Source organism: Paenibacillus sp. USHLN196 (assembly GCF_037144955.1).
Taxonomy (GTDB): Bacteria; Bacillota; Bacilli; order Paenibacillales; family Paenibacillaceae; genus Paenibacillus; species Paenibacillus xylanexedens_C.
Map to the genome: position 1 here is coordinate 35,863 of NZ_JBBCYH010000027.1, position 26,269 is coordinate 62,131.

22 protein-coding genes and 8 tRNA genes are annotated in these 26,269 nt (G+C 47.1%); all 30 read right to left on the bottom strand.

What is annotated here, in order from left to right; translation table 11 throughout:
- Positions 1-240: 240 nt before the first annotated feature.
- Complete coding sequence (locus tag WFI24_RS33070; protein ID WP_336766041.1) at positions 241-1,992, bottom strand: hypothetical protein; 1,752 nt, start codon at positions 1,990-1,992, stop codon at positions 241-243.
- A 263-nt stretch (positions 1,993-2,255) separates the two neighbouring features.
- Positions 2,256-3,206 (bottom strand): sugar phosphate isomerase/epimerase family protein, encoded by a 951-nt coding sequence (locus tag WFI24_RS33075; RefSeq protein ID WP_336766043.1) that lies wholly within the window; start codon positions 3,204-3,206, stop codon positions 2,256-2,258.
- Positions 3,207-3,256: 50 nt separating this feature from the next.
- A complete protein-coding gene (locus WFI24_RS33080; RefSeq protein ID WP_062837759.1) occupies positions 3,257-4,129 on the bottom strand; it encodes a carbohydrate ABC transporter permease in 873 nt (290 codons plus the stop codon).
- A gap of 70 nt (positions 4,130-4,199) precedes the next feature.
- Positions 4,200-5,099: an ABC transporter permease gene (locus WFI24_RS33085; RefSeq protein ID WP_062837760.1), complete on the bottom strand. Its 900-nt coding sequence runs from the start codon at positions 5,097-5,099 to the stop codon at positions 4,200-4,202.
- A gap of 131 nt (positions 5,100-5,230) precedes the next feature.
- Entirely contained in the window at positions 5,231-6,817 is a 1,587-nt protein-coding gene (locus WFI24_RS33090; RefSeq protein ID WP_336766045.1) for an extracellular solute-binding protein, read from the bottom strand.
- Positions 6,818-7,254: 437 nt separating this feature from the next.
- The gene (locus tag WFI24_RS33095; RefSeq protein WP_336766046.1) at positions 7,255-9,513 is read right to left on the bottom strand and encodes a helix-turn-helix domain-containing protein; all 2,259 of its coding nucleotides are present in this window, start codon (positions 9,511-9,513) and stop codon (positions 7,255-7,257) included.
- A 258-nt stretch (positions 9,514-9,771) separates the two neighbouring features.
- Positions 9,772-10,719 (bottom strand): ribose-phosphate diphosphokinase, encoded by a 948-nt coding sequence (locus WFI24_RS33100; protein ID WP_036616184.1) that lies wholly within the window; start codon positions 10,717-10,719, stop codon positions 9,772-9,774.
- 80 nt (positions 10,720-10,799) lie between these two features.
- A complete protein-coding gene (hisJ, locus tag WFI24_RS33105; RefSeq protein ID WP_336766048.1) occupies positions 10,800-11,624 on the bottom strand; it encodes a histidinol-phosphatase HisJ in 825 nt (274 codons plus the stop codon).
- Positions 11,625-11,636: 12 nt separating this feature from the next.
- Positions 11,637-12,365 carry a bifunctional phosphoribosyl-AMP cyclohydrolase/phosphoribosyl-ATP diphosphatase HisIE gene (gene hisIE, locus WFI24_RS33110; protein WP_442956289.1) on the bottom strand — a complete coding sequence of 243 codons (729 nt, stop codon included), beginning with the start codon at positions 12,363-12,365 and terminating at the stop codon, positions 11,637-11,639.
- Complete coding sequence (hisF, locus tag WFI24_RS33115; RefSeq protein WP_336766049.1) at positions 12,358-13,119, bottom strand: imidazole glycerol phosphate synthase subunit HisF; 762 nt, start codon at positions 13,117-13,119, stop codon at positions 12,358-12,360. Before hisF ends, hisIE begins: the two co-directional genes overlap by 8 nt.
- Before the next feature lie 30 nt (positions 13,120-13,149).
- Complete coding sequence (gene hisA / locus WFI24_RS33120; protein WP_336766050.1) at positions 13,150-13,884, bottom strand: 1-(5-phosphoribosyl)-5-[(5-phosphoribosylamino)methylideneamino]imidazole-4-carboxamide isomerase; 735 nt, start codon at positions 13,882-13,884, stop codon at positions 13,150-13,152.
- Between the two features lie 294 nt (positions 13,885-14,178).
- A complete protein-coding gene (hisH, locus tag WFI24_RS33125; protein WP_336766051.1) occupies positions 14,179-14,805 on the bottom strand; it encodes an imidazole glycerol phosphate synthase subunit HisH in 627 nt (208 codons plus the stop codon).
- A 3-nt stretch (positions 14,806-14,808) separates the two neighbouring features.
- Complete coding sequence (hisB, locus tag WFI24_RS33130) at positions 14,809-15,438, bottom strand: imidazoleglycerol-phosphate dehydratase HisB (protein WP_197997954.1); 630 nt, start codon at positions 15,436-15,438, stop codon at positions 14,809-14,811.
- Positions 15,431-16,735 carry a histidinol dehydrogenase gene (gene hisD / locus WFI24_RS33135; RefSeq protein ID WP_336766054.1) on the bottom strand — a complete coding sequence of 435 codons (1,305 nt, stop codon included), beginning with the start codon at positions 16,733-16,735 and terminating at the stop codon, positions 15,431-15,433. The genes hisB and hisD overlap by 8 nt, the downstream gene beginning before the upstream one ends.
- 114 nt (positions 16,736-16,849) lie before the next feature.
- Positions 16,850-17,509, bottom strand: a complete 660-nt coding sequence (gene hisG / locus WFI24_RS33140; RefSeq protein ID WP_062837770.1) for an ATP phosphoribosyltransferase — start codon at positions 17,507-17,509, stop codon at positions 16,850-16,852.
- 1 nt (position 17,510) lies between these two features.
- Positions 17,511-18,710 (bottom strand): ATP phosphoribosyltransferase regulatory subunit, encoded by a 1,200-nt coding sequence (locus tag WFI24_RS33145; RefSeq protein WP_336766056.1) that lies wholly within the window; start codon positions 18,708-18,710, stop codon positions 17,511-17,513.
- A 402-nt stretch (positions 18,711-19,112) separates the two neighbouring features.
- Complete coding sequence (locus WFI24_RS33150) at positions 19,113-19,655, bottom strand: acyltransferase (protein WP_145326405.1); 543 nt, start codon at positions 19,653-19,655, stop codon at positions 19,113-19,115.
- Positions 19,652-20,308 (bottom strand): pyrophosphatase PpaX, encoded by a 657-nt coding sequence (gene ppaX, locus WFI24_RS33155; protein ID WP_145326406.1) that lies wholly within the window; start codon positions 20,306-20,308, stop codon positions 19,652-19,654. Before ppaX ends, WFI24_RS33150 begins: the two co-directional genes overlap by 4 nt.
- A 6-nt stretch (positions 20,309-20,314) precedes the next feature.
- The gene (lgt, locus tag WFI24_RS33160) at positions 20,315-21,340 is read right to left on the bottom strand and encodes a prolipoprotein diacylglyceryl transferase (RefSeq protein WP_336766058.1); all 1,026 of its coding nucleotides are present in this window, start codon (positions 21,338-21,340) and stop codon (positions 20,315-20,317) included.
- A gap of 120 nt (positions 21,341-21,460) precedes the next feature.
- The gene (hprK, locus tag WFI24_RS33165) at positions 21,461-22,399 is read right to left on the bottom strand and encodes an HPr(Ser) kinase/phosphatase (RefSeq protein WP_091011999.1); all 939 of its coding nucleotides are present in this window, start codon (positions 22,397-22,399) and stop codon (positions 21,461-21,463) included.
- A gap of 420 nt (positions 22,400-22,819) precedes the next feature.
- Complete coding sequence (locus WFI24_RS33170) at positions 22,820-23,944, bottom strand: ABC transporter ATP-binding protein (protein ID WP_062837775.1); 1,125 nt, start codon at positions 23,942-23,944, stop codon at positions 22,820-22,822.
- A 103-nt stretch (positions 23,945-24,047) separates the two neighbouring features.
- Positions 24,048-25,244 (bottom strand): PucR family transcriptional regulator, encoded by a 1,197-nt coding sequence (locus WFI24_RS33175; protein ID WP_336766059.1) that lies wholly within the window; start codon positions 25,242-25,244, stop codon positions 24,048-24,050.
- A 144-nt stretch (positions 25,245-25,388) separates the two neighbouring features.
- A tRNA-Lys gene (locus tag WFI24_RS33180) sits at positions 25,389-25,461 on the bottom strand.
- A gap of 7 nt (positions 25,462-25,468) precedes the next feature.
- Positions 25,469-25,554, bottom strand: a tRNA-Tyr gene (locus tag WFI24_RS33185).
- Between the two features lie 12 nt (positions 25,555-25,566).
- Positions 25,567-25,639, bottom strand: a tRNA-Phe gene (locus tag WFI24_RS33190).
- Between the two features lie 21 nt (positions 25,640-25,660).
- A tRNA-Asp gene (locus WFI24_RS33195) sits at positions 25,661-25,738 on the bottom strand.
- Between the two features lie 9 nt (positions 25,739-25,747).
- Positions 25,748-25,823: transfer RNA gene (locus tag WFI24_RS33200), tRNA-Thr, on the bottom strand.
- 5 nt (positions 25,824-25,828) lie between these two features.
- Positions 25,829-25,904, bottom strand: a tRNA-Val gene (locus tag WFI24_RS33205).
- A gap of 9 nt (positions 25,905-25,913) precedes the next feature.
- A tRNA-Met gene (locus WFI24_RS33210) sits at positions 25,914-25,990 on the bottom strand.
- Positions 25,991-26,033: 43 nt separating this feature from the next.
- A tRNA-Ser gene (locus tag WFI24_RS33215) sits at positions 26,034-26,125 on the bottom strand.
- Positions 26,126-26,269 lie beyond the last annotated feature (144 nt).

Consider the following 26,269-nt stretch of genomic DNA (forward strand, 5'->3'; position numbering starts at 1 on the left):
TGTCAGGTGTCGAAGCGACTGTCAGGCAAGTATCTAGATCAACTATATGCCATTAGGTGAGAGCGAGCTGATTGAATACCTGGTTGAAGCATATACTCCCCGCCTCAGTTATCCCTCCCATAATTACGAAGAATCCCCTTTTGATTTATCGAAAGGGGATTCTTTAATTGGGCTCTTAATAGCATCTTCATCAATCTTGTAACACGATTCAAACGCGTGAAGAAAGGAGATCCAATAAATCTAAAGCTTCAACGCCATCGAAGGAGACAATGAAATATGAAGGGTTTTATCAAACGGCGTCATGAAATTGACCAGCACAACCTTACACTTGTCCGGCAGTTTTGCCTCACGTACCGTTGCCGCAAGATGCCCCAGCTCGCCCCCGGTGATCTCCAGCCAGTCTTCTCCGCAGGTATAGCGTAATGTACCGCCTTTCCACAAGTAGTGGCCCTCACTCGTTTCAATCGCGTCCTCGCAGGTCAGCTCACCTTCGCCTCCGAATACGAAGGACAACTGCATCATAATGTCCTCCGGTTCCTTCCCTGAGAGATGCATGGTCCATCCGTTTTCGGTTGGCTGCAACTCTGCCCCAACATGGAACGTCTGCTCATGGGTGAGCTGACGACTCTGATGAGGTAGCAAGTACCATGGACTGATGGCTGATGCAGCCGATTCTGGCAGCAGGTTCGCAGGGATTGGGCCGTAGTAACCTTTTTTCTGCTCACCAGTTAGTCGATACCCTTCGGACAGCCTCGTCATTTGCTGCATAGGTACATACCCTGGATTAAAATAAGAGGCCAGTTGCACAGCCAGCAGGCGCACCTTGCCATGACGAAGCGCGAAGAAAGAAGGAACTTCTGTCATCACAGTCACACTCGTAGCGCCATCCCGAATTCGGGCTACGGGAGCACCAAAATCCGTATGCATCCGGCTGTGCGAGATACGTCCGTGATGCCCTGCCGAATCCATCTGCTCCAGATATTCTCCCCGTACAAAATGTTCATTCAGCATGACCTCATACTGTTCCGGTAATGCATCACGTGTATTATTTGTCTGCTGAAGCTCCGGCTCAAGCATTAATCGAATGAGCGTATTCACTGAGCATACACCTGGATCTGTCAATGTATCTCCCGCCCAGGCTGCCATGCCAGCAAAGAGTGGATCACCGTCCAGCCGCGCCAGAATGGCATACGGCAGATAATAAGGTGACAGATCATGAACACTGCCCAGATCCTGTCGACCTGAATAATCCGTAACAATTTCACCCGTAGGATGCACAAGGTACACCATCATGCGAAGATTGAGCCTCACCGGTTCAAGCAGTTCAGGACGATTGAGCAGACGCGCTGCATGAATTAACATGATGTCGCTAACGGCGCTGTATATCCCATTGCTCCGCTCCGTCCACTCTCCATCGGGTGTAATATCCATACCTTCATCCATCCACTGCTCTGCGCGCTGCACAGCTTCCTCCAGATCAAATAGTTCATGCAGGAAACCAAGCGCCGCGCATAGCACCCAGCGATGATTTGGCGTATGACAACCTCCCGTTAGCATGGTTGGGATTGTCCGTTCCAGAAACAACCTCATATTGTCCAATACAGGTTGCAGCGGCTCCCATTCCTGTTGCAGAAGAAGCTGATACAACTGCGAATACCCTACAACGACAAATGCAGTATCCGGAGGGGAATGGTAATTGGTCCAGCCAGGTGATATTGAACCGTCTTCATGCTGGAAGCGAAGTACATATTCCGTAGCTAACAGCAGTCGATTTAACAATGCCTCATCCCGGTAATAGACGGAGTCCGGATTGGAGATCGCAGCTCCCCAGTAACACATATCCGTGGGTGTTCCTGTCGTATGGTTGACCCAGGCAACACCTGTGAAGGGATCAATTGTCCCTCCATAGTAACGGCTTTCCGGATCAAGCATTTGCCGGGATATGCCTCTTTCTACCGCTCTGTCATTACTGTCCACCAGTTGTTTGTACATGTGCAGTCCCTCCATACCAATGCATTCTCCCGATGTGCAAAGTATGTTGCTTCAGCTCTTCGATTCAGACCGGAAGCTGCTTCCCCATACCGCCCGTAACGTGAGTTCATTTTTCTCGTCAGTATATATCATATTTCTACAAAAGTCGCTAGAATTCCGTTCTTGTTTCACCAAACTTTATGTGGTTTTCATCACCGAGAAAACCGCCGTTCAACACCGCTTTGAACACGCAGAATGTTCCTAATATCACGGCTCATACTCTGCTAATCTGCCGCTTCAAGTTTCTTCATAAGCAAGTCATGGCTCTCGTGGATCTCTTCTGGCTTACAGGCGGACTTCAACTCGTATACCTTCACCTGTGCCCTGCGAATCATAGGTAGATAGGCATCATAAAAATTCATGTCCTTACTGTGTACATAAGGGCACCAGTGGTCAGAGAGACCCAGTGTCTCATGGATATGAACACCTACGATATCATCCATCAGGCCCTGCATTTCCCCTACACTGTCATAGAGGCCCAGTCGATCCATCATGATGGCATGACCCGTATCGTACCAGATACCAACTGAAGCCCCTTTGAGCCCCGTGATGATGGTCTTGGCTTCGGCCAGGGTAGGAATCTGTTGTGGTCTGGATCTTGTCTCGATTCCAAAACGAACATCCAGACCTTTAGCTGCCGCCCGATTGCATACTTCATCCAGACTGCCAATAATTTTCTCCACATACCCTGAACTGAGGGCTTCCCGCCGCTCCATCAATTCAGCCCATTTGCTGCGATACTTCGGTGAATCCGGACCTTCCTCGTTATAGATCTTTCCAAGGTCTTTGCTGATATCCTCAGGAAAAGGTACTTCCCCGGGGTGTACGACGACAGCTTTAGCCCCATAACGATGGGCATATTCTGCCGACTCAACAAGTAACTCTATTGCCCGCTGCCGTTTAACCTCATCCTCGAATCCAAGCAGGATTGAATCCGTACCATAATCGGGATCGGGGTCATGTGGAAACGTATTATGGACACTGGAGATTCCGATGTCTCCGCGTTCAATCATGGGCTCAATCGTCGTGAGCATTTCCTTCGTTACGTTATAGTTGAGCTCGACCTGGCGAAAGCCTAGTTCGGCAATCTCCCGAATCATGGCTTCCCCGACATCATGTTTTCGGATATTCCAGCATGTGGAGAACGAATATATACCCTTATCTATGTGCTGCATCTGTTTTCCTTCTCCTTCCCTCTGGCTTAACTTTTTACACCAGCCTTAACTCAACCTTTTACTGCGCCAAGCATCGCACCGCTGACAAAATACTTTTGCAGCCACGGATAGACGAGCAGAATCGGTACAGTTGCGAATACAACTGTTGCTGCCTTGAGACTTTCCGGAGTCAGTGGTGTGCGGTTAGCACCTTCCATCAATGTAAGCTCACTTACCATGTTGTTTTGAACCATTTGGAAGAGCTTCAGTTGTAGTGGATACAACTTAGGATCATTAATATACAAAAGTGAATCCTGGAATCCATTCCAGCGACCAACCGCATAGAATAGCGCTAATGTGGCAAGTACAGGCATGGATAATGGCAGTATGATTTTGAATAGTGTGTGTACATGTGAGCTGCCGTCAATTTCTGCTGATTCTTCCAGACTTTCAGGAATGCCTCTGAAAAATGAGATCAGGATAATCAGGTTAAATGGACTTACCAGTCCCGGTAAGATCAGTGCCCAGACTGAATTAAGCATATTGAGATCACGAATGAGCAAATACTCGGGAATCATCCCGCCACTGAAGAACATCGTAATGATGATGACATACATGAAGAGCTTGCGCCCTTTTAATTTTTTCTTGGTTAGCGGGTAAGCAGCAGCAAGTGTGAATAACATGCACAACACTGTGGTTGCCACTGTCAGAACAGTCGTAAAGCCCAGTGAATATAGCATGGATTGATCAGAGAATACTTGAATATACGCATCCCAGTTAAATTCTTTAGGAAAAATGGTCACTTCTCCCGAAGTAATAGCCCGGTTAGAACTTAGAGATATCGCAATGGTGTGCAAAAATGGAGCCAGACAGAATATAACAAACAAACTGATAAAGGAGATATTAACGATATCAAAAATCCGATTTGAGGTGCGTTCACTCATATGCGCACAGCTCCTTTACTGATGGTCTATACATACAAGCCGATTGGCGTATCTTTCATGCTTTGATAACTTATAAAATGCCTTCGCCGGTTGCCTTTTTTGAAATATAGTTAGAGCCAAGTACAAAGATTAGCCCTACAACAGCCTGGAATAGTCCTACGACAGTTGCCAGCGTGTATTGTCCTGATTCAAGCCCGACCCTGTATACAAAAGTACTAAGTACATCTGAATATTCACGTACGGCTGTGTTACCGATAATATAAGGCCGATCAAAACCGATGCTGACCATATGTCCGAGATTAAGAATGAGCAAGGTCACAATGGTTGGTTTAATACTTGGCAGCGTAATATGCCAGATTCTCTTCAGTCTTGAAGCTCCGTCAATCTCGGCAGCCTCAAACAATTCCTTGTTCACGCCGGTTAATGCCGCCAAATAAAGAATAGTACCCCATCCTGCACTCTGCCAGACACCTGTGAACAGGTACGTCACAAGCCATGGGTTTTTCTCTGTCAAAAATGGTATTGAATTTAAGCCCATACTTTCCAACACACCGTTAACCATACCGGATTGATTTCCGAACAATTGGTATACAATTCCCCCGATGATAACCCAGGAGATAAAGTGAGGAATGTACAGAATCGTTTGTGATATTTTTTTGAACCATTTAAATCGAACTTCATAGAGCATGATGGCCAATATAATTGGAGCAGGGAACGAAACAAGCAGGTCGAGGAAATTTAACATGAAGGTATTTCGTAATGTGGTGTAGAAGTCCCGCATTCCAAATACTTCACGGAAAGCATCGAAACCGATCCACTCACTCCCGTTGATGCCCTGAAACAAGTTGAAATCCTTAAAAGCGATCTGAACCCCGTACATTGGGCCGTAACGAAAGATCAAGAAGTAGATCAGAGGCAGTGAGATGAGCGCATACAATTGCCAATACCTTTTCAAGTATGTGATGGTCAAGTCGGTTTCCTCCTATCAACAGAGAAACGGCTGTGCCGCCCATACTGGCGGCACACGTTCCTTCCAAAGTTATGCGGTAAATTACATATTAATTTAGTAATCACAAGATGAACCTGTTTATTTAATAACGCTTACTGAAGTGCTGCTTCAAGCTCTTTCTTCAGTTCTGCGCCACCCAGTGACATGAAATCATTCATTTCTTTTTCATATACCGCTTCGAAGTCTGCCGGTTTAGCCATTGCAGTTTTCACAATAAGCACTTTCAACTTATCATTTAGCGCTGTACCATATTTAGATTCTGCTTCAATTGGTTTGCTGAAGATAACCGGGCCGATCGTATCAGTATTAGCGATATCAATGGACTGTCTCATCAGCTCTTGGTTACGTTCTGGGAAGCCTGCAATCCATGCGGCTTCATTGGCTGCCTGATCTCCAACTACTTTACCGTTGGCAATAATGGCCATGTCACCACCGTTGTAGAGACGATCTTTGACATCCTGTGGTGCATCATCTTTAACAACTGGAACACCATCAACCATATCGTAATTTTCACCTTCGACACCGGTGTTCATCTCCAGCAAGTTCTTTCCAGAAGCCATCCAGTCTAGATATTTCACTGCTTCAACCGAACGTTTGCTGCTTTTTGGAATCATGATGTACATACCGTTGCTACCATAACGTGATTTGATGTGTTTGTTGTCCACATTCGGGTTGGTGTAAGCGTCAACTGCTACAACTTTGCTATCCGGTACATTTTTGTACAAATTATCAAGCATACCATCTGCATACAGAATCTGACCTACGTCCTCAGACATGTAGCCAATATTACCGTTCTGGAAGTCTTTGACCAATTGCGTTTTTTCTTCATCAAGACTGAAGTCTTTGCTGATCAGGCCTTCATTGTAAAGCTTGTTAAGGAACTGCATCGCATCTTTGAAGCCATCATGCAATGGTAGCTCGTAACGCTGACTGTACGTAAGCCCATCTTGTACAGGTTTAATAAAGGAGTAAATCAATGTTTCGTACTGCGCTGGGGCAAGTGCCATACCCATTGGGATGTTTTTGCTGCCCAGATTGCCCGGATCTTTCTCTTTGAATGCCTTCAACGTTTCGTACAGCTCATCCGTTGTTGTTGGAGCATTCATGCCGACTTTATCGAGCCAATCCTGGCGGATATATGAGTTGTAACGAGCCGTAATGGCACGTTTACCGGGAATAGCGAATTGCTGACCTTCAAGCTGACCGAATTTCAACAGGTCTTCACCGAGATATTCTTTTAAGTTAGGTGCATGTTCATTAAGAAGTTCACCTACGTCAGTTAGACCACCTTGCTGAGCATAACGGTAGAACACACTGGAGTCGTATACAAACACAATATCTGGAACGTCGCTGGGGCTGGCCATTAACACGTTGAGCTTGGTTGTTTCTTCTGAACGTTGAACAGGTATGAATTGCACATCAATGTTATTCGGATCGCCGAATTTCTCTTGAACAAATTTAGTTAAGTAGTTGTTCGTGATTGTATGTGGAGAAGGACTATTACCGCGATCAAATACCTCCACCTTTAAAGTAACGCGCTCGCCATTTCCTGATGTTCCACCTTCAGCTGATTCTTCTGATGCTGATGAGCATCCCGCAAGTAAAGAAACGCCCATTACCATCGTAAGCGCCAAACCCATCCATTTCTTCAGACTCCCCTTGGTTGCTTTTCTTGTCATTTTGTCATCCCCTTTGGCTTTGCGTTTAATGTTTAAAGCTTGCCCAGAGTATTTCACATTTTTCCAACCCTCTGCAATAAACCAGTTTCGGAAGCGCTTTCAAACGGATTATGGTTTATACGCTATGCTCATTTTCGCACACTGACTATTTTCCTGAACCCGCGCTATCTCAGGCTTTAACAGCAATATGTCTCCTAAGATCCCAGCTTGCCTGACCGATTGCAGATAAACCATTTTCACATACTGCCTATAATCGCAAACCTCAACAAAAAAGGCATATCTCCATAATCCCCTTCGCGAGCAGGTAAATCCGATTTCGGTTTATTGTCCGATCAATAGAAAAGGGTGAACTCCTGTCTCCTCCTCTCCGAACGAAAAGGGAATGCAAGAAATTCACCCTATACTTCATTTCTGATGTATAACATCAGATACACCTACTATTCTTCGGGTGCTCGGTGTTCACGTTTCAAACGTCGATAATCTCCTGGTGTAATCCCCGTTACCCGCTTAAATACACGCCCCAAAGTAATCCCGTTAGCATACCCTACCTTCAGGGCAATGTCCTGTAATGAATAATCCGTTTTTATAAGCAACTGTTCCGTTTCCTTCATGCGAAGCTCTGTAACAAAATCAACAAACTTCATGTTGAATTCTGTCTTGAACAAATAACTCGCATGTTTGCCCGTAATCTGGAATCGATCACTCAAATGTTTCAATGAAAGATCCGGATTTGCGAACTGCTCTTCAATATAATTTTTCATTTCGTTAACCATTGCCTTGTAACTCTTGGTTTCGGTTACCGCTACATATGTTCTGAACAGATCCGTCAGATTATCGAACAGAAGACCTTTGACATCTTGGAGTGTCTCTGCTTCTTCCATCAACTGTAGCCACTTGTTAATATTCTCTTCTGACAGTGCCTCCTGCAGCTCTTCCGACATCATGGCCACTTCTCTGCTGAGCATCTGTAGCATCGCCTGGATCAGGGAATGAATCTCATCATCCGGCAGCTTATTTTGTTCAAACGCTGTAAATATTCCCTCCAGTTGATCACGCCACTGGGTGCTGGACATCCGGAATCGTTTCACGAAGTCCGCAATCATCTGCAGATACGTGTAGGTATCCAGCAAAGGATGCTGGTGTTCTCCGCACTCCGCCAGACCCACATCCCCATTCATTAACAGTTTACGTTGCATCACTGCCTCAGCGGCCGTATAGGAATCCCGAATCGAACCTATCCCTTCAGCAATAGGCCCGATGCCAAAGCGTAAGGAAATACGCAGGTTTTGTTCAACCCATGATTTACATTCCTCCGCCACAACGCGAATCTGTCCGGCCATATCCTTGTTATCCCGCTGTTCTTTAAACACAAAGAGGATTGCGATACGATCTGCACTGATCCATTCTGTCCAGCACTGTACCCCTGTATTACGGGAAAGCTCTTGCAGAACATTCATTAAGGCAAATTTCAAAGTGTTCTGCTCGCCTCTCGTATACCTCTCCTGAAATCCCTTCTCATAGCGGTTAATCTCACCAACCACAACAATAAAACGTGATGAATCATGCACCTCATCCAACGGGGATAGCTCCCTTAACTGTTCAGGAGCATGATCTGTGTGTTCCCCGTGCAGCAAAGCATTAAACAGCTTACTGCGTTGCATAAGTACATTTTCTCTACTCTTCTTATCATAATCCATCATATGATTGATCAGATTCTCAAGCACACCATCAATCATCTTCATCTCATCGGTACGAACACCGGAATGTTCAAACGCCCGAATCTGATGTGATTCGATCCGGTTCATGATGATCTGAATAGGCTTGTAGTTACGACGAGTAATATACACGATATAGACGATGGCACAGAGGACGGTCACAATGGCAATAATCACCCACACATAGGACACAACAGATACCCAGCCGAACAGGTTCCCTGCCTTGATTCCGCTCGATAATGTCCATCCCAGTCTTTCCAGGGGTAAGTTATTCAGCTCTTGTCCATCTACTGAACCTTCCCCATCAGAATGTGCGTTATACACCACTTGGCCATCGCGATCCGTAATTGTCAGAAATGACAGTTGCCCATTGACCATACTGTCTACACTTTGCTCGATGCTACTCATCTTGATATTAATGACCAGGGTACCTTGGGATCCAAAAGGTAAAGGCATATCTTTATTTATGGTTAACACCCGGATAGGGGTACGTTGTACGGATTCAGCATCGAATTCTCGAACGGGCTGCCAGCCCGATCCAGTTGACCCTTTAGCCATTTGATCAATCCATGCCTTATCAGAGAAACTCTCCACTTCTCTGGAGCCACTTACCGTCAAAACATGTTTATTTCTCTTGTCATATAGATAGATGGATTGAATCCATGAGGAAGAATTGGTCATCTCACGCAAACTCTGTGCAATGGTATACACGGTATCCGAGCTGGTCTGACTTGTATTATTAAAATAAAGTTTATAGGCCTGCTGACTCTGCACCGTCTCCAAGATGGATAGTTCAATATCTCTGATCGTGCGATCTACCGTGTCCAACAGATAACTGGAGGAAATGCGGTCTGCTTTTCGGGTTTCCTCCTTGGAGATATCATTAATAAATACAAACGCGATAAAAATGAGTATGGTCACGGTAAGAAAAAAAATCGGGAAATATGAAAAAAGTAACCGATAATACCAATTACGAGACAATAGACCCCACTCCTCACTCCACGATGCCAATATTCATCAGTCGTGGCTCTACTGTTCAGCATCCGTCACAATTCTGGGATGAACTTCTTATATGATAACGCTATCATAACTAATTTTATGTTATTATAGCACAAGCCTCCGAGCAGTAATGCAAGAATTGAATTCCTAAAGGCAAAACAAAAAAACCGTGCTGAGCAGGTAAGCAACTCAGACACGGAACAACTAATCAAGCTTAGCAATATTTAATACCTCGATGCGCTAAATTCCAGAATCCTTAAACAATGTAGCCATGGAACCACCATCCACAATAATGCGTACGGCGCGGGCCAGCATTGGCGCAACAGGTAACACTTTAAAGCATTCAGGGTGGTCATCTGGCAGTGCGATCGAGTCCGTAACCACCACCTCTTCAATAGACGGGTGATTCAATTTACTCACTGCCCCATCCGAGAACAATCCGTGTGTTGCACATACATATACATTTTTGGACCCACGTTCCTTCAATCCTTCCACGACATTCAGAATAGTCGTTCCGGTATCGATCAGATCCTCAATAATAATAGGTGTCCGGCCTTCGACATCACCAATGACATGGGTAATCACGGATTCATTATGGCTTGGCCGTTTCTTGATCATGATGGCAAATGGAGAATCCAGACGATTCGCCAGCTTCTCTGCCATCGATGCTCGTCCCGCATCCGGGGAGACCACGACAGGGTTCTCGATGCCTTTACTTAACAGATAATCACTAATCAGATCCAGCGATGTCATATGGTCAACCGGAATATTGAAGAATCCCTGAATGGCCGCTGCGTGCAGATCGATTGTAACTACCCGGTTGGCCCCAGCTGTAGTTAATACATCTGCTACCATCTTGGCCGAGATCGGCTCCCGAGGAGCAGATTTACGCTCTTGACGAGCATAGCCATAATACGGAACAATGATGTTCACTGTACGTGCAGAAGCCCTCTTCGCGGCATCAATCATCACAAGCAGTTCAACAAACAGCTCATTGATCGGATGAGACAACGACTGTACCAGAAACACATCACAATTACGGATCGTTTCTTCATAATGAACGTATATTTCTCCGCTCTTGAACCGGGACAGCTTGATCTTGCCCAGTTGTACTCCCAGCTTGTCACATACCTGTTCTGCCAGCTTAGGGTTCGATGAACCGGAAAAAATACGTAACGAATGCTGCATAATGCCCTCCCGAGGGTTGAAGTCCCTATATAATCCCTTATCTAAAAGGTTATTTCCTACCCTCATTATACTCCACTGGCTTATACATTTAAAGGAATGAACGAGCGATGACGGCCTTCAAAAACAGCGACTTCCGTACAGCCCAGCTCACGCAAGAGAGCCTCTGCTTCAGGCAAGTAATCCCCCAGCTTCAGTGGGTCATGTGCATCAGAGCCCATGGTTAATGGAATACCTAAGCGAATAGCTTCCGTCAGCATCCTGCGACTAGGAAACATCTCTGCACACGGTTTCGATAACCCGGAAGCATTCAGCTCCATGGCGCAGCCACTTTTTGCAATAGCCTGCAGCGCTGCGTTCTCCAGTGAGATACGTTCTTCTGTTTGCTCTGCTGAAGGAACAAAGCCGAAGCGTTTAATGACATCCGTATGGCCCATAATATCGTACATGCCCGTGGCAGCTGCTTTGCTTACGGCATCGTAGTACTGACGATATACCTCAAGGATGTCTTTGCCCTCCCAGTGATGGGTCTGGCGGAAATCCGTAATGTCCCATTCCCCGAGGAAATGAACAGAGCCAATCACATAATCCCATGGATAACGCTCAATGATTGCACGGATCTCTGTTTCCCAGCCTTCAATATAGTCACCTTCCAGACCAACACGTACGTCAATCTGCCCGCGGTAACGTTCTTTCAGGGAGAAACACTCCTCCACGTAACGCGGCAGTTCATCCATAGGCATCGCCATTTCCGGATAATATTGAGCCGGATCCACATGCAACAAGGGCATGTGATCGGACAATCCAATCTGGGTTAGCCCGATCTCCACACCGCGTTGCACATATTCCTCCAGTTTGCCGACTGCATGTCCACACCGCTCATGGTGTGTGTGATAGTCTATACGCACGATACTCGCCTCCTAATCGCGGCGAGGCCGTTCATGACGGCGGCTCAGCTCTGACATAATGTCGTCCAGCGGCAGCTTGCGCTCTTGTAACAGGACGAGCAGGTGATACATCAGGTCACTGACTTCCAGACGAAGCTCGTCATTGTCTTTATTTTTGGCGGCGATGATCGTCTCGGACGCTTCTTCACCGATTTTCTTCAGGATTTTATCTACACCTTTATCGAACAAATACGTTGTATATGCACCCTCAGGGCGCTCACGTTCACGCTCTGCAATAACCGATTCCAGTTCAGCCAATACCTCAAAGCGACTTTCGGAACTGGAGCTTGCAGCATTCGCACCCACTCCATCCGAAGCCTTGTCCGCCGATTTCTCTGGCAAACCAATGATCTCATTATGGAAACAAGTTACCGCACCTGTATGGCAAGCAGGACCATTTGGTTTGACCTCAACCAACAAGGTGTCGCCGTCACAATCATATTTCAGGGAAGTAATCGTCTGCACGTTGCCGGATGTTGCACCTTTATGCCACAACTCCTGACGCGAGCGCGACCAGAACCAGGTCTCACCGGATTCCAGCGACAACTTCAGGGATTCGCGATTCATATAAGCCATCATTAAGACTTCCCGTGTATCCACATCCTGCACAATTGCAGGAACCAAACCATCACTCCAACGAATGTGTTCCACAACCTGTTCCAAGGATAGCTGTTCCTTGATTTCATCGCTCACTTTAGTCACGGATCTCCACCCCTTGTTCTCTCAAATGTTGTTTTAGCGCCGGTACGGCGATTTCTTTGTAATGGAAAATCGTTGCGGCCAGACCCGCGTCCGCTTTGCCTGAGGTGAATACATCATAAAAATGAGATTCCTTGCCCGCACCGCCCGATGCGATGACTGGAATACGCACAGATTCGGATACCGCTGCCGTCAGCTTCAGATCAAAACCGTCTTTCGTTCCGTCCGCGTCCATACTGGTTAGCAGAATCTCTCCCGCGCCTAATGCTTCAGCTTGCTTAACCCATTCAAGTGCCTTGATTCCGGAAGGTTTCCGTCCACCATGCGTGTAGACCTCCCACTCGTCCCAAGCCTCGTTATACTTGGCATCGATCGCTACCACAATGCATTGCGATCCGAAGCGACGTGCGCCATCCGCAATCAACTGTGGATTAAGTACCGCCGCGGTATTCACTGCAATCTTGTCTGCCCCTGCACGGAGAATACGTTTCATATCCTCCACCTTGGAGATGCCACCGCCTACGGTGAAAGGAATAGCAATCTCGCCTGCCGTCTGCCGCACGACTTCTTCCATCGTTTCGCGACCTTCTACCGAAGCGGAGATATCGAGAAATACCAATTCATCAGCGCCCTCGCGGTCATATAGCGCCGCCAGCTCTACCGGATCACCCGCATCGCGGAGATTAACGAAGTTGACGCCTTTGACGACCCGGCCGTCCTTCACGTCCAGACAGGGGATGATTCTTTTTGCCAGCATGCTACCTCTTCCTCTCTATCCGAATATCCCTTACTTATTTACCGCATGCACTGCTTCAGACAAATCGATGCTACCAGTATACAGTGCTTTACCCACGATTGCTCCACCAACACCATCATCGGCATGACGACTCAGACGAAGCAGATCATCCATCACGCTCACACCGCCGGAAGCAATAACCGTCCGTCCGCTTGCCTTGGCTAGAGACACAATCGCTTCCACATTAGGACCCTGCATCATACCATCACGGGAAATATCCGTAAAGATAAACGTTTCTGCCCCATATGCCGCCAATTCCTTCGCGAGCACCTCTGCCTGTACTTCAGATGTTTCAAGCCATCCGCGGGTTGCCACGTAACCATTACGTGCATCGATACCAATTGCCACTTTGTCGCCGTAACGTCCCAGTACTTCCTCTGTAAAAGCACGATCCTCAATCGCTGCTGTCCCAATGATCAGCCGGCTAACACCCAGACCCAGCAAACGCTCTACATCCGCTACTGTACGAAGTCCGCCGCCCACCTGAACAGGTACATTCACAGCCGAGGCAATCCGCCCGATCAGCTCATCATTAACAGGATGCCCTGCTTTCGCACCATCCAGATCCACCAGATGAACGTATGTACCGCCTTGTTTCTCCCAGGATAGAGCCACTTGAACCGGGTCATCGTTATACACGGTCTCCTGATTATAATCTCCCTGCACCAGTCTTACACATTTGCCGTCCCGGATATCGATCGCCGGATATAGGATAAAAGATGACATACAAGGCCTCCTGAATATGAATTAGATTTGTACGCTTATTACAAACTGACGATATGAATTCTATCGGTACGCTGGATTTCGTGCCCGCGTGTTTAACTTCAGGTATTTTATAAATTAGAAGAGACGAGCAATGCTCACATACCGGGTATGCTATGTTTAACACTCCGTAGCAGTGTATCACTCCGTCTCGTTTCATATGAATTATACTCAGATCACACCTGTTTCTCTGGACTTGCGTAGACTATGTGTTCGCTCTCTTGCACCAGTCCTATTGTCCACGGATACCAGAGACATTTACCTTTGTACAGGCGCTCCTGTCAGAGCCAGAAAGTTACCGAGCAGCTTTATGCCAAGTTCGCCACTTTTCTCCGGGTGGAATTGCATGCCGAAGTTAGATCCTCTGCCTACAATGGCTGTAACCGGATGTCCGTAATCCGTCACTGCCAGCAGATCGTCCCTATTTTCAGTAATTGCATAATAGGAATGGACAAAATAGACGTGACCTGCCTCAAGTCCCATAAATAGCGGGTTTTCGGCATGTAGGAATTCTAAACGGTTCCACCCCATATGAGGAACCTTCAGTTCTCCTGGTGCGAAACGCACCACTTTACCTGGCAGAATATCCAGTCCCATATGCTCGCCATGCTCTTCACTCGAGCTGAACAACAGCTGCATGCCCAGACAGATACCGAGCAGTGGCTTGGATCCGGCAGCAGCTTCCTTCACCACCGTATCTAGTCCACTCTCCCGCAGATGAACCATCGCATCACCAAAAGCACCTACGCCTGGCAGAATGACACCATCTGCGCTAAGAATCTCTTCCCGGTCACCCGTGACCAGCGCTTCGTAGCCAAGACGTTCGACCGCTTTGCCGACGCTGTGCAGGTTCCCCATACCGTAATCGACAATTGCAATCGCCATCGTCTACAGCACTCCCTTCGTGGAAGGCACACCCGTTACACGTGGATCAATCATCGTTGCCTCATCCAGTGCACGTCCCAATGCCTTAAAGATCGCTTCAATCATGTGGTGGGTGTTCTGACCATAATGTACGATAACATGCAACGTAATCCGAGCTTCCAGCGCCAATTTCCACAGGAATTCATGCACCAACTCCGTGGAGAAACTGCCTACCTGTTGAGAAGGGTATTCTGCACGGTATTCAAAGTGAGGTCGGTTACTCACATCGATAATAACCTGAGCGAGCGCCTCGTCCATAGGTACAAAAACACTGGCGTAACGCTTGATGCCGCGTTTGTCACCCAAAGCTTCGCGCAACGTCTGTCCGAGACAGATTCCGATGTCTTCAACCGTATGGTGATCATCGATATCAATATCTCCACGGGCCTGCACGTTCAGGTCGAATTGTCCGTGCTTCGTGAACAGATCCAGCATATGGTTCAGGAAGGGTACATCCGTTTCAATCGTGGATTGTCCCGTTCCATCTACAGTAAAAGCCAACTGGATATTGGTCTCGTTTGTTTTGCGGTCAACCTCTGCTTGGCGCACTGCACCTTTGTTTTCAAGTTCCACACCATTATTTTGCTTATCCATTGTCCGATTCCGCCTTTCCTTCCTGTTCTAACCGTACAGCGATTGCACGGGCATGCCCTTCAAGACCCTCATGGCGGGCCAACTCTATAATAGCCGCTCCGTTCTGTAGCAGCGCTTGTTTACTATAATAAATCAGACTCGATTTTTTGATAAAATCATCCACGTCCACTGGCGAACTGAATCGCGCGGTTCCATTGGTCGGAATAATATGATTCGGTCCGGCAAAATAATCCCCTACCGGCTCAGAGCTATATGGGCCGAGGAAAATCGCTCCGGCATTCTCGATCCGGCCAGCGTAAGCCATTGGCTCCTGCACCATGATCTCCAGATGCTCCGGTGCGAGCCGGTTCACCACATCGATTCCCTCATTAATGGAATCGACTACAATAATCGCGCCATACTGCTCCACGGAAGCAGCAGCGATATCGCGTCGCGGCAGCACAGCAAGCTGGCGCTGCACTTCGCCCTGCACGGCTTCCGCCAGCGTGGCCGAGTTCGTGACGAGAATGGCCGATGCCATCTCGTCATGTTCCGCCTGCGACAACAGGTCTGCGGCGACATACACCGGATTCGCCGTATCATCGGCGAGTACCACAATCTCACTCGGCCCGGCGATACTGTCGATATCGACCGCACCGTATACCTCGCGCTTCGCGAGCGCCACGTAAATATTGCCCGGTCCACAGATCTTGTCGACCGGGGCAATGCTCTCCGTGCCGTAAGCGAGGGCGGCGATGGCCTGAGCGCCGCCAACCCGGTACATCTCGCTCACGCCTGCTTCCGCAGCAGCGACGAGAATGTACGGGTTAATGCCTTCGCCGCCGTTCGTAGACGGCGGCGTCACGAGAACAATCTCCGGCACGCCTGCCACCTGTGCCGGAATCACATTCATCAGCACAGACGATGGATACGCTGCTTTGCCGCCAGGTACATAGACACCTACCCGCTTCAGCGGTCGGATGACCTGGCCCAGCAGGCTTCCGTCTGGCTGCCAATCCATCCAAGAGTTGCGTTTCTGCTTCTCATGAAACGCACGAATGTTGACGGCGGCTTGCCGAATCGCCGTCACAAAAGATGGCTCCACGGCTGCATAAGCCGCCTGCAGCTCTTCCTGCGGCACGCGTAGCTCCGCTGCCGACAGCTTCGTGCGGTCCAGCTGCTCCGTGTAACGCAGCAGGGCCGCATCTCCCTCACGGCGAATGTCGCTGACAATGCGCCGTACCGTTTCATTTTGCTCCGGCGTACCATACTCTACTTCCCGCTTCAGATCAAACTCCCGTGCAGGTACAATTTTCATGCGTACAACCCCCTTATCGCCTATAATGCCTGCCTACTTATGACTGATTCGTTTCTTTGTTGTGTCCTTGCCTCTGCTCTACATGTTTCTCATCTATGTTTCCGACGCAATAACTTATCCCCGAAGGCTTCCTGCCGAAATCTCATTCGAAGCCGGAATAACCTGCTGAAGTGCATCACATAAAGCCTGGATTCGTGCATTTTTCATCCGATAACTTACCCGGTTGGCGATAAGACGGCTTGTAATATCCAGAATGCCTGTCATCTCCACAAGTCCGTTCTCACGCAGCGTCTGACCTGTCTCCACCAGATCGACAATTCGGTCCGCCAGACCAATCAGGGGTGCAAGCTCAATGGAACCATTCAGCTTGATCACCTCGACCTGCTGTCCCTGCTCCCGGAAATACTGTGAGGCAATTCTTGGGTACTTTGTCGCGACACGTTGCTGGATGCCTGGTTTCCAGTCCGGAAGTCCAATGACAGACATACGGCACTGAGCGATTCCCAGATTCAACAGTTCATACACATCCCGATTCTCCTCCAGCAGCACGTCTTTACCGACAATTCCGATATCCGCAACACCGTACTCCACATACGTTGGAACATCCACGGGTTTCGCCATGATGAATTCCATTCCGGCTTCCGGTACTTCAATGACCAGTCTGCGTGTATCGTCCACGTCCTCTGGAATATCCAGTCCCGCTTCACGGAACAATTTGGAGGCTTTTTTATAGATTCGGCCCTTCGGCATGGCCACCTTCAGAATATCCGACATCTCAGCGTCCTCCTTCTTCAGATCCGTAAGTAATAACTTGCTCAGCCTGAACAGTTGTTGCTCCACCCGATACAGCATTTCCCTCAGCTCCGTCTTCAGAAAGAAGGAGTGTCACTACATTTTGACCCATACTGCGTAATCTTGCCGCTTCTGTTAGTGCCTCTGCCCGACGTTTCGGGCTGTATTGGATAAGTATTGGTTTTTTCTCTTCAATGATAATGCCATGAACGCCATCAATAATCCGGTTGGTTTTCAATGCAAAGCCTGTAGCTGGCAACGAGCGCCCAAACTGTTGTAACAGATTATCATACCGTCCGCCGCTACATACAGGTGATCCCAGTTCTGCCGCATACCCTTCAAACGTCATGCCCGTATAATAGGAGAAGTCACCGATCATCGTCAGATCAATCAGTACATGCTCAGATACACCGTAAGCTTCCAACACTTCGAATACCGCACACAGATGTGCAATCGATTGAGCTGCTTCAGCGCTGGAACTTAGCTCTGCCGCATGTGTGCATACTTCCTTACCACCGCGTAGACGCAGGATCGCTTCGAGCTGTTCTTTCAGCTTAGGCTCCAGATTCAGTGCTTCAATTGACTGGCGATAGCCGACATAATCGCGTCCGAGCAGACCTTCCTTCAATTGCTCCTGCTCAGCGGTCTGACCTGGAATCACTTCCTCCAGTAATCCGTTCAGGAATCCCATATGCCCCATTGCTATTTTAAAAGAAGATACTCCCGCTGCCTGCAAAGAGGCAATTGCTAACGCAACGACTTCTGCATCCGCTTCAGGTGAGTCGTCCCCGACCAACTCCACGCCTGTCTGGAAGAATTCCGCCTCACGTCCAGCTTCCTCTTCAATGGATCGGAATACGTTGGCATGATAGGACAGACGCAGCGGTAACTGCTCATCTTTGAGCATGGACGAAACTACGCGTGCAATCGGAGCCGTTAGATCTGATCTTAGCACCAGCGTAGTTCCCCGGCTGTTCAATAATTTAAATAATTTTCGATCTGATGTAGAGCTTGCTACTCCTACGGTATCGTAATATTCAATTGTTGGCGTGATGATCTGACGGTAACCCCAGCGTTCCATGCATTCCAGTACATTTCGTTCAATCGTCCGCAGCTTGGATACTACATGTGGTGTATAGTCGCGGAATCCGGTCGGTTTTTCAAAACCTTTTGGTTTGGACATTGGTAATATTCACCCCGAGTCAGTAATTTAAGAGTCGCCCTCGTTCTATTTCAACAGGATTTATGTAGTGTAAATCCCCATTCTATCTTATAAACTTGAATCACCGTATTGCCGTAAAAGCATTCAACTATTGGTTTAGTTTAATCTTTATCATGTTTAATTCTCTTAAAACACTTTCACATGGTAAAGTGCTAACAAACTAAAGGATATGGGATATGATAACATGAAATCCGCATTACCGTCAACAATACCGAGGCTTGAACGTCCTTGGATGAACATATCGTTATATACACGCACCGTTACCCTCACCAATCGGTATTTATATACGAAAAAAGCTGCCATCAGCAGCTTTTTACTTCGAATCATCTTCATTGATTCATCTTGATTTATCACTTTATGGACTTAATGCACACTACCCTGAGAAGAATCATCCATGTTAAAGACAGTCTCTTCAGTAGAAGCTGCCGGACGTGATAAATCACGCAGTGGATTGCCTCCAACAAAAGCTCCTGGAGCAACATCCTTATGTACGACAGCTCCGGCAGCCACAACGGCTCCATCCCCTATAGTTACTCCGGGCAGAATTGTTGTATTGGCACCAATCAGTACATTTTCCCCGATAATCACCTCACCGAGCCTGTACTCCTTAATGAGATACTCATGAGCGAGAATCGTTGTGTTGTAACCAATGACCGAGTTTTCACCGACCGTTATTTTCTCCGGAAAGAACACATCTACCATCACCATCAGGCCAAAAGCTGTGTGTTTTCCCACCTTCATACCGAGCATACGGCGGTATATCCAGTTCTTCACCGATAGAATCGGACAGTAGCGTGACAACTGGATCCAGATAAAATTACGAACGCCCTTCCACGGACTCACTGTCTTGTAGATATGCCAAAGTGCATTCTGGTCCTCTACCGGATAGCGGGTTACTTTTCTCATGAACGTTCCGTTTCAATACGGATGAGTTTCAACAAGTCTCTCATATCATGCAACATGTGATCGGGGCCATATCCATTCAGGATCGTTTCCCCTTTAAGAGACCATGCAACTCCTGCTGAGAGAGCGCCCGCATTTTGTGCCGATTGGATATCCACCGGACTGTCACCCACCATTAACGTTTTGGCAGGATCTGCACCCAGTTCCGTCATGGCTTTCAGTACAGGTTCAGCGTGTGGCTTCGGATTCGTTACGTCGGTCACTGTTACAATCGTCTGCATATACTTAAGCAGGTCAAAACGCTCAAGCACCTTTAATGTAGATGGACGAATTTTGGTTGTGACCACACCCATCACAATGCCAGCCTGATGCAGAGCCTCTACTACCTCAATAACATGTGGAAAAGGTCTAACCATCGCTTCATGATGGATATCATTATAGGCGCGGTAACCTTTCACGTACTCGGAGACTTCCTCCTGCCCTGAGAAGGTGCGCATTTGCTGCTCCAGTGTGCCACCCATATGCGGAATAATCTGTTCCCGTGTCCATGGAGCTGAATGCTCCCATCCTCCCATGACATGCTGGAATGAGCTGATAATCAGCTCATTGGTATCAATAATCGTTCCATCGAGATCGAACAATACCGTGTCAATCATGTTGCATTACTCCTTTTTATCATCAACTTGCTTCGGATCGTCTTTGGCTGGAGGTGTTACCTTATTCTCTTTGCCAGCAACCGTTCCCGTATGCTCCATATCATCTGCAGGAACTTTGGACGATACAATCGGATCACTGTAACGAACATCCGCTTTACCAGTCACTCTTCTCACTACAATGAATACAACAGCAACAATAATGATGCCAATAGCAAGCAATTGCGAGATTCTTACGTTACCGTAAGCAGGATCAAGATATCCTTGTTCGAAGCCCATTGCAGTCATTGGAGACCACAGCCCGTTCACTAATGAAGCAACCCACTGCGGAGCCTGGAAGCCCAGACTGTCCGTACGCAAAGCTTCAATGAAGAAGCGACCGATCGAGTACCAGATGAAATAAGACATGAACAGTTCGCCTGAACGCAGAAACTTCTGACGACGCAGAACCAGCAGCAAGACCAGACCAACGAGACTCCACATCGATTCATACAAAAACGCAGGATGGTGGAACACGCCGTCTATGTTCATTTGATTCACAATAAAGTCTGGCAGATGAAGCTTGTCTCTCAAAAATGATTCTTCCACGGGACCGCCGTAGGCTTCCTGGTTCACGAAGTTCCCCCAGCGTCCAATCAACTGTCCAACAATAAGTCCAGGCGCACAGATATCGGCCATACGCCAGAAGTTATACCCTTTACGACGGAAGAAAATGACTGCACAGATGATAGCACCAATGAGTGCACCATAGATGGCAATACCGCCATTCCATATTTTAAAGACATCCCAGAAATTATCCTTATAATCGTCCCATTTAAATGCTACGTAGTAGATGCGGGCCCCAATGATGGCAGATGGCACACCCAACAGAACCATGTCCATGAACACTTCCTGCGGGATATTGTATCTTTTACCTTCCCGGATCACGAGCAATAGTCCTACAAGTGCCGCGGCACCAAGAATAAGCCCGTACCAGTGAACCTTTAACGCCCCAATAGAGAACGCGATCGGGTTCAACAGTAATAATGTATCCATTCATTCACACTCCTATAAATTCGATCAATCGCACGCATGACGAATGGTTGGCATGCCCTGCGCCTTCAGAGAAGCAGTACATGTCAACCATTTATCATAAGTTCAATTTATATATGCTTCTTAATCCATGTCTTCCATATCTTCTGAGATGGTTGCTGTCAATTTATTCGTGAATTGCAGTGCAGCATTAAGACCCATCTGTTTCAGACGATAGTTCATGCCGGCCACTTCGATAATAACGGCCAAGTTCCGTCCCGGACGAACAGGAATCGTAACGAGAGGCACATCCGTATCAATGATCCGTGTTGTCTCTTCATCCAGACCCAGACGATCATATTGTTTATCCTGCTGCCATGCTTCCAGACGTACAACCAAGGTAATCCGTTTGTTATTACGAACTGCACCAGCTCCGAACAAAGTCATGACGTTGATAATACCCACACCTCGAATTTCGAGTAAATGGCGGATCAGTTCAGGTGCAGTACCGTGCAACTGAAAGTCTGATGTTTGGCGGATTTCTACGGCATCATCGGCAATCAGTCGGTGTCCGCGTTTAACCAGTTCAAGCGCTGTTTCACTCTTACCAATACCGCTACTACCTGTGATCAACATACCAACCCCGTAAACATCACACAGTACACCATGAATCGTTGCAGTAGGTGCTAATTTGCCCTCCAAAAATCCGGTAATCCGGCTGGACAGGATCGTTGTGGCCATATTACTGCGCAATACAGCCAAGTCCCGTTCTTCACTGATATCAATCAGTTCTTGCGGAACTTCAAGTCCGCGTGTTACAACGATACAAGGTGTCTCTTCCGTACAAAGACGTTGCATACGATCACGTCGTTCTTGCTCCGGCAACATTGCGAAAAAGGCAAGCTCTGTTCTTCCAAGCAACTGTACGCGTTCTTGTGGATGGTATTCAAAATAACCGGCCATTTCCAGACCAGGACGGTTCAGATCATCTACCGTAATGACTCTTTTCAGTCCGTGAGATCCAGAAACAACCTCTAACTGAAACTGCTGTACCAATTCGGATACTTTCACTTTTTTCGCCATTTGTCTCTTCCTTTCAGCATTCGCTGTCTCTCTATGTAATTCAGATCGTGTATCAGTTCTTTCCATTATTAGCGCATTCACAACATGGGGTACAGATTGCATACCCTTCCAACAGTCGATTCTCTTAATAATAAGAAGACAGACCTTCAAATAATCTTAAATGAATTCCGGGCTGAATGCAATCGCGTCCTGCCACAACCATTAGTACGAAAAAGTCTTCTGATCGAAGCCGTATCGAGGATGCTACATTCGTGGTTTAGTAGATTTCTTACGATCATCGAATCCTTCAGTCCCGTTGAAAACTTATAGATTCAATAATCTTAAAAAAGCCCCTTCCAGCAATAACGGAAGGGGCTCTCAATACAATGTATAATTGCGTTAACTGTCAGGTTCCATCGTCATCGAGGAATCTCAGTATTATTAGTCTTGAAGAAGTACGTTCACTTCAGTCTCTTTGTCAAAGATATGAACTTTGTTCATGTCGATGGCCATTTTAACTGTAGAACCATCACGAGTGTTAGAACGTCCGTCTACACGTGCGATCGTTGTATCATTACCAACACCGCTCAGGTAGAGGAGCATTTCGTGACCCAAGTTCTCTGTTACATCTACGTGAGTAGAGAATACAGAGTTCGGGGATGCTTCCAGGAATACTGGCTCCTCGTGAATGTCTTCTGGACGAACACCCAGAATCACTTCTTTGCCAATGTATCCTCTAGATTTCAACACTTGTGCTTTACCTTGCGGGATTTCAACGTCCACGCCTGGAGCTACGAAGTGCAAGTTAGCACCTTGCTCAGCCAGTTTACCCGAGATAAAGTTCATTGTCGGGGAACCGATGAAACCAGCTACGAACAGGTTAGCCGGCAGGTTATACAACTCTTCCGGAGAAGCTGCTTGTTGGATGATACCATCCTTCATAACAACGATCCGATCACCCATCGTCATCGCTTCGATCTGGTCATGCGTTACGTAGATAACAGTTGTTTCCAAACGTTTCGCAAGTTTAGTGATCTCTGCACGCATTTGACCACGCAGTTTGGCATCCAAGTTGGAGAGAGGCTCATCCATCAAGAACACTTGTGGATCACGGACAATCGCACGTCCCAAAGCGACACGCTGACGTTGACCACCGGACAATGCCTTAGGTTTACGCTCAAGCAAATGCTCGATATCCAGGATTTTAGCTGCTTCACGTACACGTTTGTCGATCTCATCTTTTTTAACCTTACGCAATTTCAAACCAAACGCCATGTTTTGATATACGCTCATATGCGGATACAAGGCATAGGATTGGAATACCATCGCGATATCGCGGTCTTTAGGTGCAACATCATTAACGACACGGTCACCGATATAGAGTTTACCTTCAGAAATTTCCTCAAGGCCTGCGATCATACGCAGTGTTGTTGATTTACCACAACCGGACGGACCTACCAGTACCAGAAATTCTTTATCTTTAATGTCCAGGTTAATGTCAACTACAGTTGCTTTATCAGAACCCGGGTATTTTTTGAAAATATGCTCTAAACGTACTCCAGCCATGATTGTTGCCTCCTCAGAGATCATTTTGTAATCGAATACAATTTGTATTTTTATAATACCCTATCTACGTGAGGTTTGACTATTCGCAAACTGCACAAAAATATCAATGCTTTTTCGTCACTTTGTACATAAGTAGTAAAAACTGCACTAGAACAGCACTTTCGAAGTGCCTCACATCATAGCCTATCTCCTGTTTGATCTTGTCCAGACGGTATACCAACGTGTTACGATGAATGAAAAGACGTTTTGCGGTCTCGCTAACATTACAGTCCAGGCTAAAAAAGGTCTCCAGCGTAGCAAGTGTCTCACTATCATTGAAGATTAACGTGTCTCTGCCTGTTTCCTGTATAAAACGTATGCGTTGTTCATCTGGAATGCTCGCTACCAAACGCTCCAGATGCAGATCCCATGGAAGATGAATATGCTGCGTAACATGGAATGCTCTGCCCAAGTGAACACTTTCTTTAAGAAGAGCTGTGACCGATACTAGTTGTTGTGCTGGAATACATGGTAGGGATGCAGAGAGATGGAACACCCCTGCCCACTCACTTGCGACCAATTCATGCAACCCCAGACAAAAAGCGTTCAATGAATCCTTTTTGGCTTCCGTTGTATCTTCCTCGGCTTCTTCTGTAACAATCTCTTTATCCCCCATGAAAATCCACTCTTGCTCCCCTAAAGGAATCAATACAATCTCCTCGCCAAAGTAACTCTCAAGCAACTTGTTGAGTTCCTTGGAACGTAAACGATGTGCATCCGGTGTATCCCCTTGGAGCAAAAACAGAATCTTCTCCGTATTCAACCCTGCCGCCACTACAAAGCGATCAGGAACAGCTTCAGCTTCCTTCTTGGTAGGTTGTTCGACCTGCTCTTTAAGCCAGAGACCCAATTCCGTTAGATACTGCGCTCTATCATTCTCATATACAACAGGCTGTACTTCATCGGGTAGGGCCGTGTTAGTACGGATCAAAAGCTCAATCAATTGCCGTGTTTCCACAGTGATAGATCTTGCAGCGCATCCCCAACACACAACAGTCTCTTCTTTCTCATTCATCCGAACCTTAAAAAATATACGCTCTCCCGTATTCAGACTCATCACATCGGATAATGAATCTTGAGATCCAGATTGATCAGGTAGCTCCTGACTCTCTCCTTCATTACTAAAGGTCTCCGAATTTCCATGAAGAGCAATCAGATTCTCCACGGATTGTATCCATTCTTGGATTGTGATTTCGTATTCATCCAAATTTGTACCTATAATGACTTCAATTTGTTGTTTTAGATCAGGTATGAGCTTCATATAATGAACGCCACCACTCTGCTTATTTTCTATTATTTTATCATATCTTGCGCAGCTTTAATAAATATCCATATTCAGCTAAAATTACATAACAAAAAAAGAGCGACTAATCAAATTAATGATTAATCACTCTTTTCTAAAAGATGAGTCATGAAGGGCTCGAACCTTCGACACCCTGATTAAAAGTCAGGTGCTCTACCAACTGAGCTAATGACTCATAAAACTGGTGGAGGATGATGGATTCGAACCACCGAACCCGTACGGGAGCAGATTTACAGTCTGATGCGTTTGGCCACTTCGCTAATCCTCCAAGGATTAAAGGTGGCTCGGGACGGAATCGAACCGCCGACACGAGGATTTTCAGTCCTCTGCTCTACCGACTGAGCTACCGAGCCATATTTAATTTTTAGGATTAATGGCGGAACCGACGGGATTCGAACCCGCGATCTCCTGCGTGACAGGCAGGCATGTTAGGCCAACTACACCACGGTTCCAGGCATTAATGGTGCCGGCGAGAGGACTTGAACCCCCAACCTACTGATTACAAGTCAGTTGCTCTACCAGTTGAGCTACACCGGCGTATATGGTGGAGGCTGAGGGGATCGAACCCCCGACCCTCTGCTTGTAAGGCAGATGCTCTCCCAGCTGAGCTAAGCCTCCTGGGTAATATGGTAGCGGCGGAGGGGATCGAACCCCCGACCTTACGGGTATGAACCGTACGCTCTAGCCAGCTGAGCTACACCGCCATATTAATTGTGTCTTGATTGCTTGTCCATCTTTAGGTAAAGATGGCGGAGAGAGAGGGATTCGAACCCTCGCACCGCTTACGCAGTCTAACCCCTTAGCAGAGGGTCCCCTTATAGCCACTTGGGTATCTCTCCAAATAACAATCATCAACATCATTCAAGGATTGCTCCCTGAAAACTAGATTCGAAACGAAACATGCGATTTAGAACTTGCTATTGGATAAGCCCTCGACCGATTAGTACTGGTCAGCTCCATGCATTGCTGCACTTCCACCCCCA

What these genes read in the sequence shown, in the direction of transcription:
- WFI24_RS33070 (WP_336766041.1), bottom strand. Translation starts at nt 1,992, where the DNA reads ATGTACAAACAACTGGTGGACAGTAATGACAGAGCGGTAGAAAGAGGC.
- WFI24_RS33075 (WP_336766043.1), bottom strand. Translation starts at nt 3,206, where the DNA reads ATGCAGCACATAGATAAGGGTATATATTCGTTCTCCACATGCTGGAAT.
- WFI24_RS33080 (WP_062837759.1), bottom strand. Translation starts at nt 4,129, where the DNA reads ATGAGTGAACGCACCTCAAATCGGATTTTTGATATCGTTAATATCTCC.
- WFI24_RS33090 (WP_336766045.1), bottom strand. Translation starts at nt 6,817, where the DNA reads ATGACAAGAAAAGCAACCAAGGGGAGTCTGAAGAAATGGATGGGTTTG.
- WFI24_RS33100 (WP_036616184.1), bottom strand. Translation starts at nt 10,719, where the DNA reads ATGCAGCATTCGTTACGTATTTTTTCCGGTTCATCGAACCCTAAGCTG.
- hisF (WP_336766049.1), bottom strand. Translation starts at nt 13,119, where the DNA reads ATGCTGGCAAAAAGAATCATCCCCTGTCTGGACGTGAAGGACGGCCGG.
- hisA (WP_336766050.1), bottom strand. Translation starts at nt 13,884, where the DNA reads ATGTCATCTTTTATCCTATATCCGGCGATCGATATCCGGGACGGCAAA.
- hisH (WP_336766051.1), bottom strand. Translation starts at nt 14,805, where the DNA reads ATGGCGATTGCAATTGTCGATTACGGTATGGGGAACCTGCACAGCGTC.
- hisB (WP_197997954.1), bottom strand. Translation starts at nt 15,438, where the DNA reads ATGGATAAGCAAAATAATGGTGTGGAACTTGAAAACAAAGGTGCAGTG.
- hisD (WP_336766054.1), bottom strand. Translation starts at nt 16,735, where the DNA reads ATGAAAATTGTACCTGCACGGGAGTTTGATCTGAAGCGGGAAGTAGAG.
- hisG (WP_062837770.1), bottom strand. Translation starts at nt 17,509, where the DNA reads ATGTCGGATATTCTGAAGGTGGCCATGCCGAAGGGCCGAATCTATAAA.
- WFI24_RS33145 (WP_336766056.1), bottom strand. Translation starts at nt 18,710, where the DNA reads ATGTCCAAACCAAAAGGTTTTGAAAAACCGACCGGATTCCGCGACTAT.
- WFI24_RS33150 (WP_145326405.1), bottom strand. Translation starts at nt 19,655, where the DNA reads ATGAGAAAAGTAACCCGCTATCCGGTAGAGGACCAGAATGCACTTTGG.
- ppaX (WP_145326406.1), bottom strand. Translation starts at nt 20,308, where the DNA reads ATGATTGACACGGTATTGTTCGATCTCGATGGAACGATTATTGATACC.
- lgt (WP_336766058.1), bottom strand. Translation starts at nt 21,340, where the DNA reads ATGGATACATTATTACTGTTGAACCCGATCGCGTTCTCTATTGGGGCG.
- hprK (WP_091011999.1), bottom strand. Translation starts at nt 22,399, where the DNA reads ATGGCGAAAAAAGTGAAAGTATCCGAATTGGTACAGCAGTTTCAGTTA.
- WFI24_RS33170 (WP_062837775.1), bottom strand. Translation starts at nt 23,944, where the DNA reads ATGGCTGGAGTACGTTTAGAGCATATTTTCAAAAAATACCCGGGTTCT.
- WFI24_RS33175 (WP_336766059.1), bottom strand. Translation starts at nt 25,244, where the DNA reads ATGAAGCTCATACCTGATCTAAAACAACAAATTGAAGTCATTATAGGT.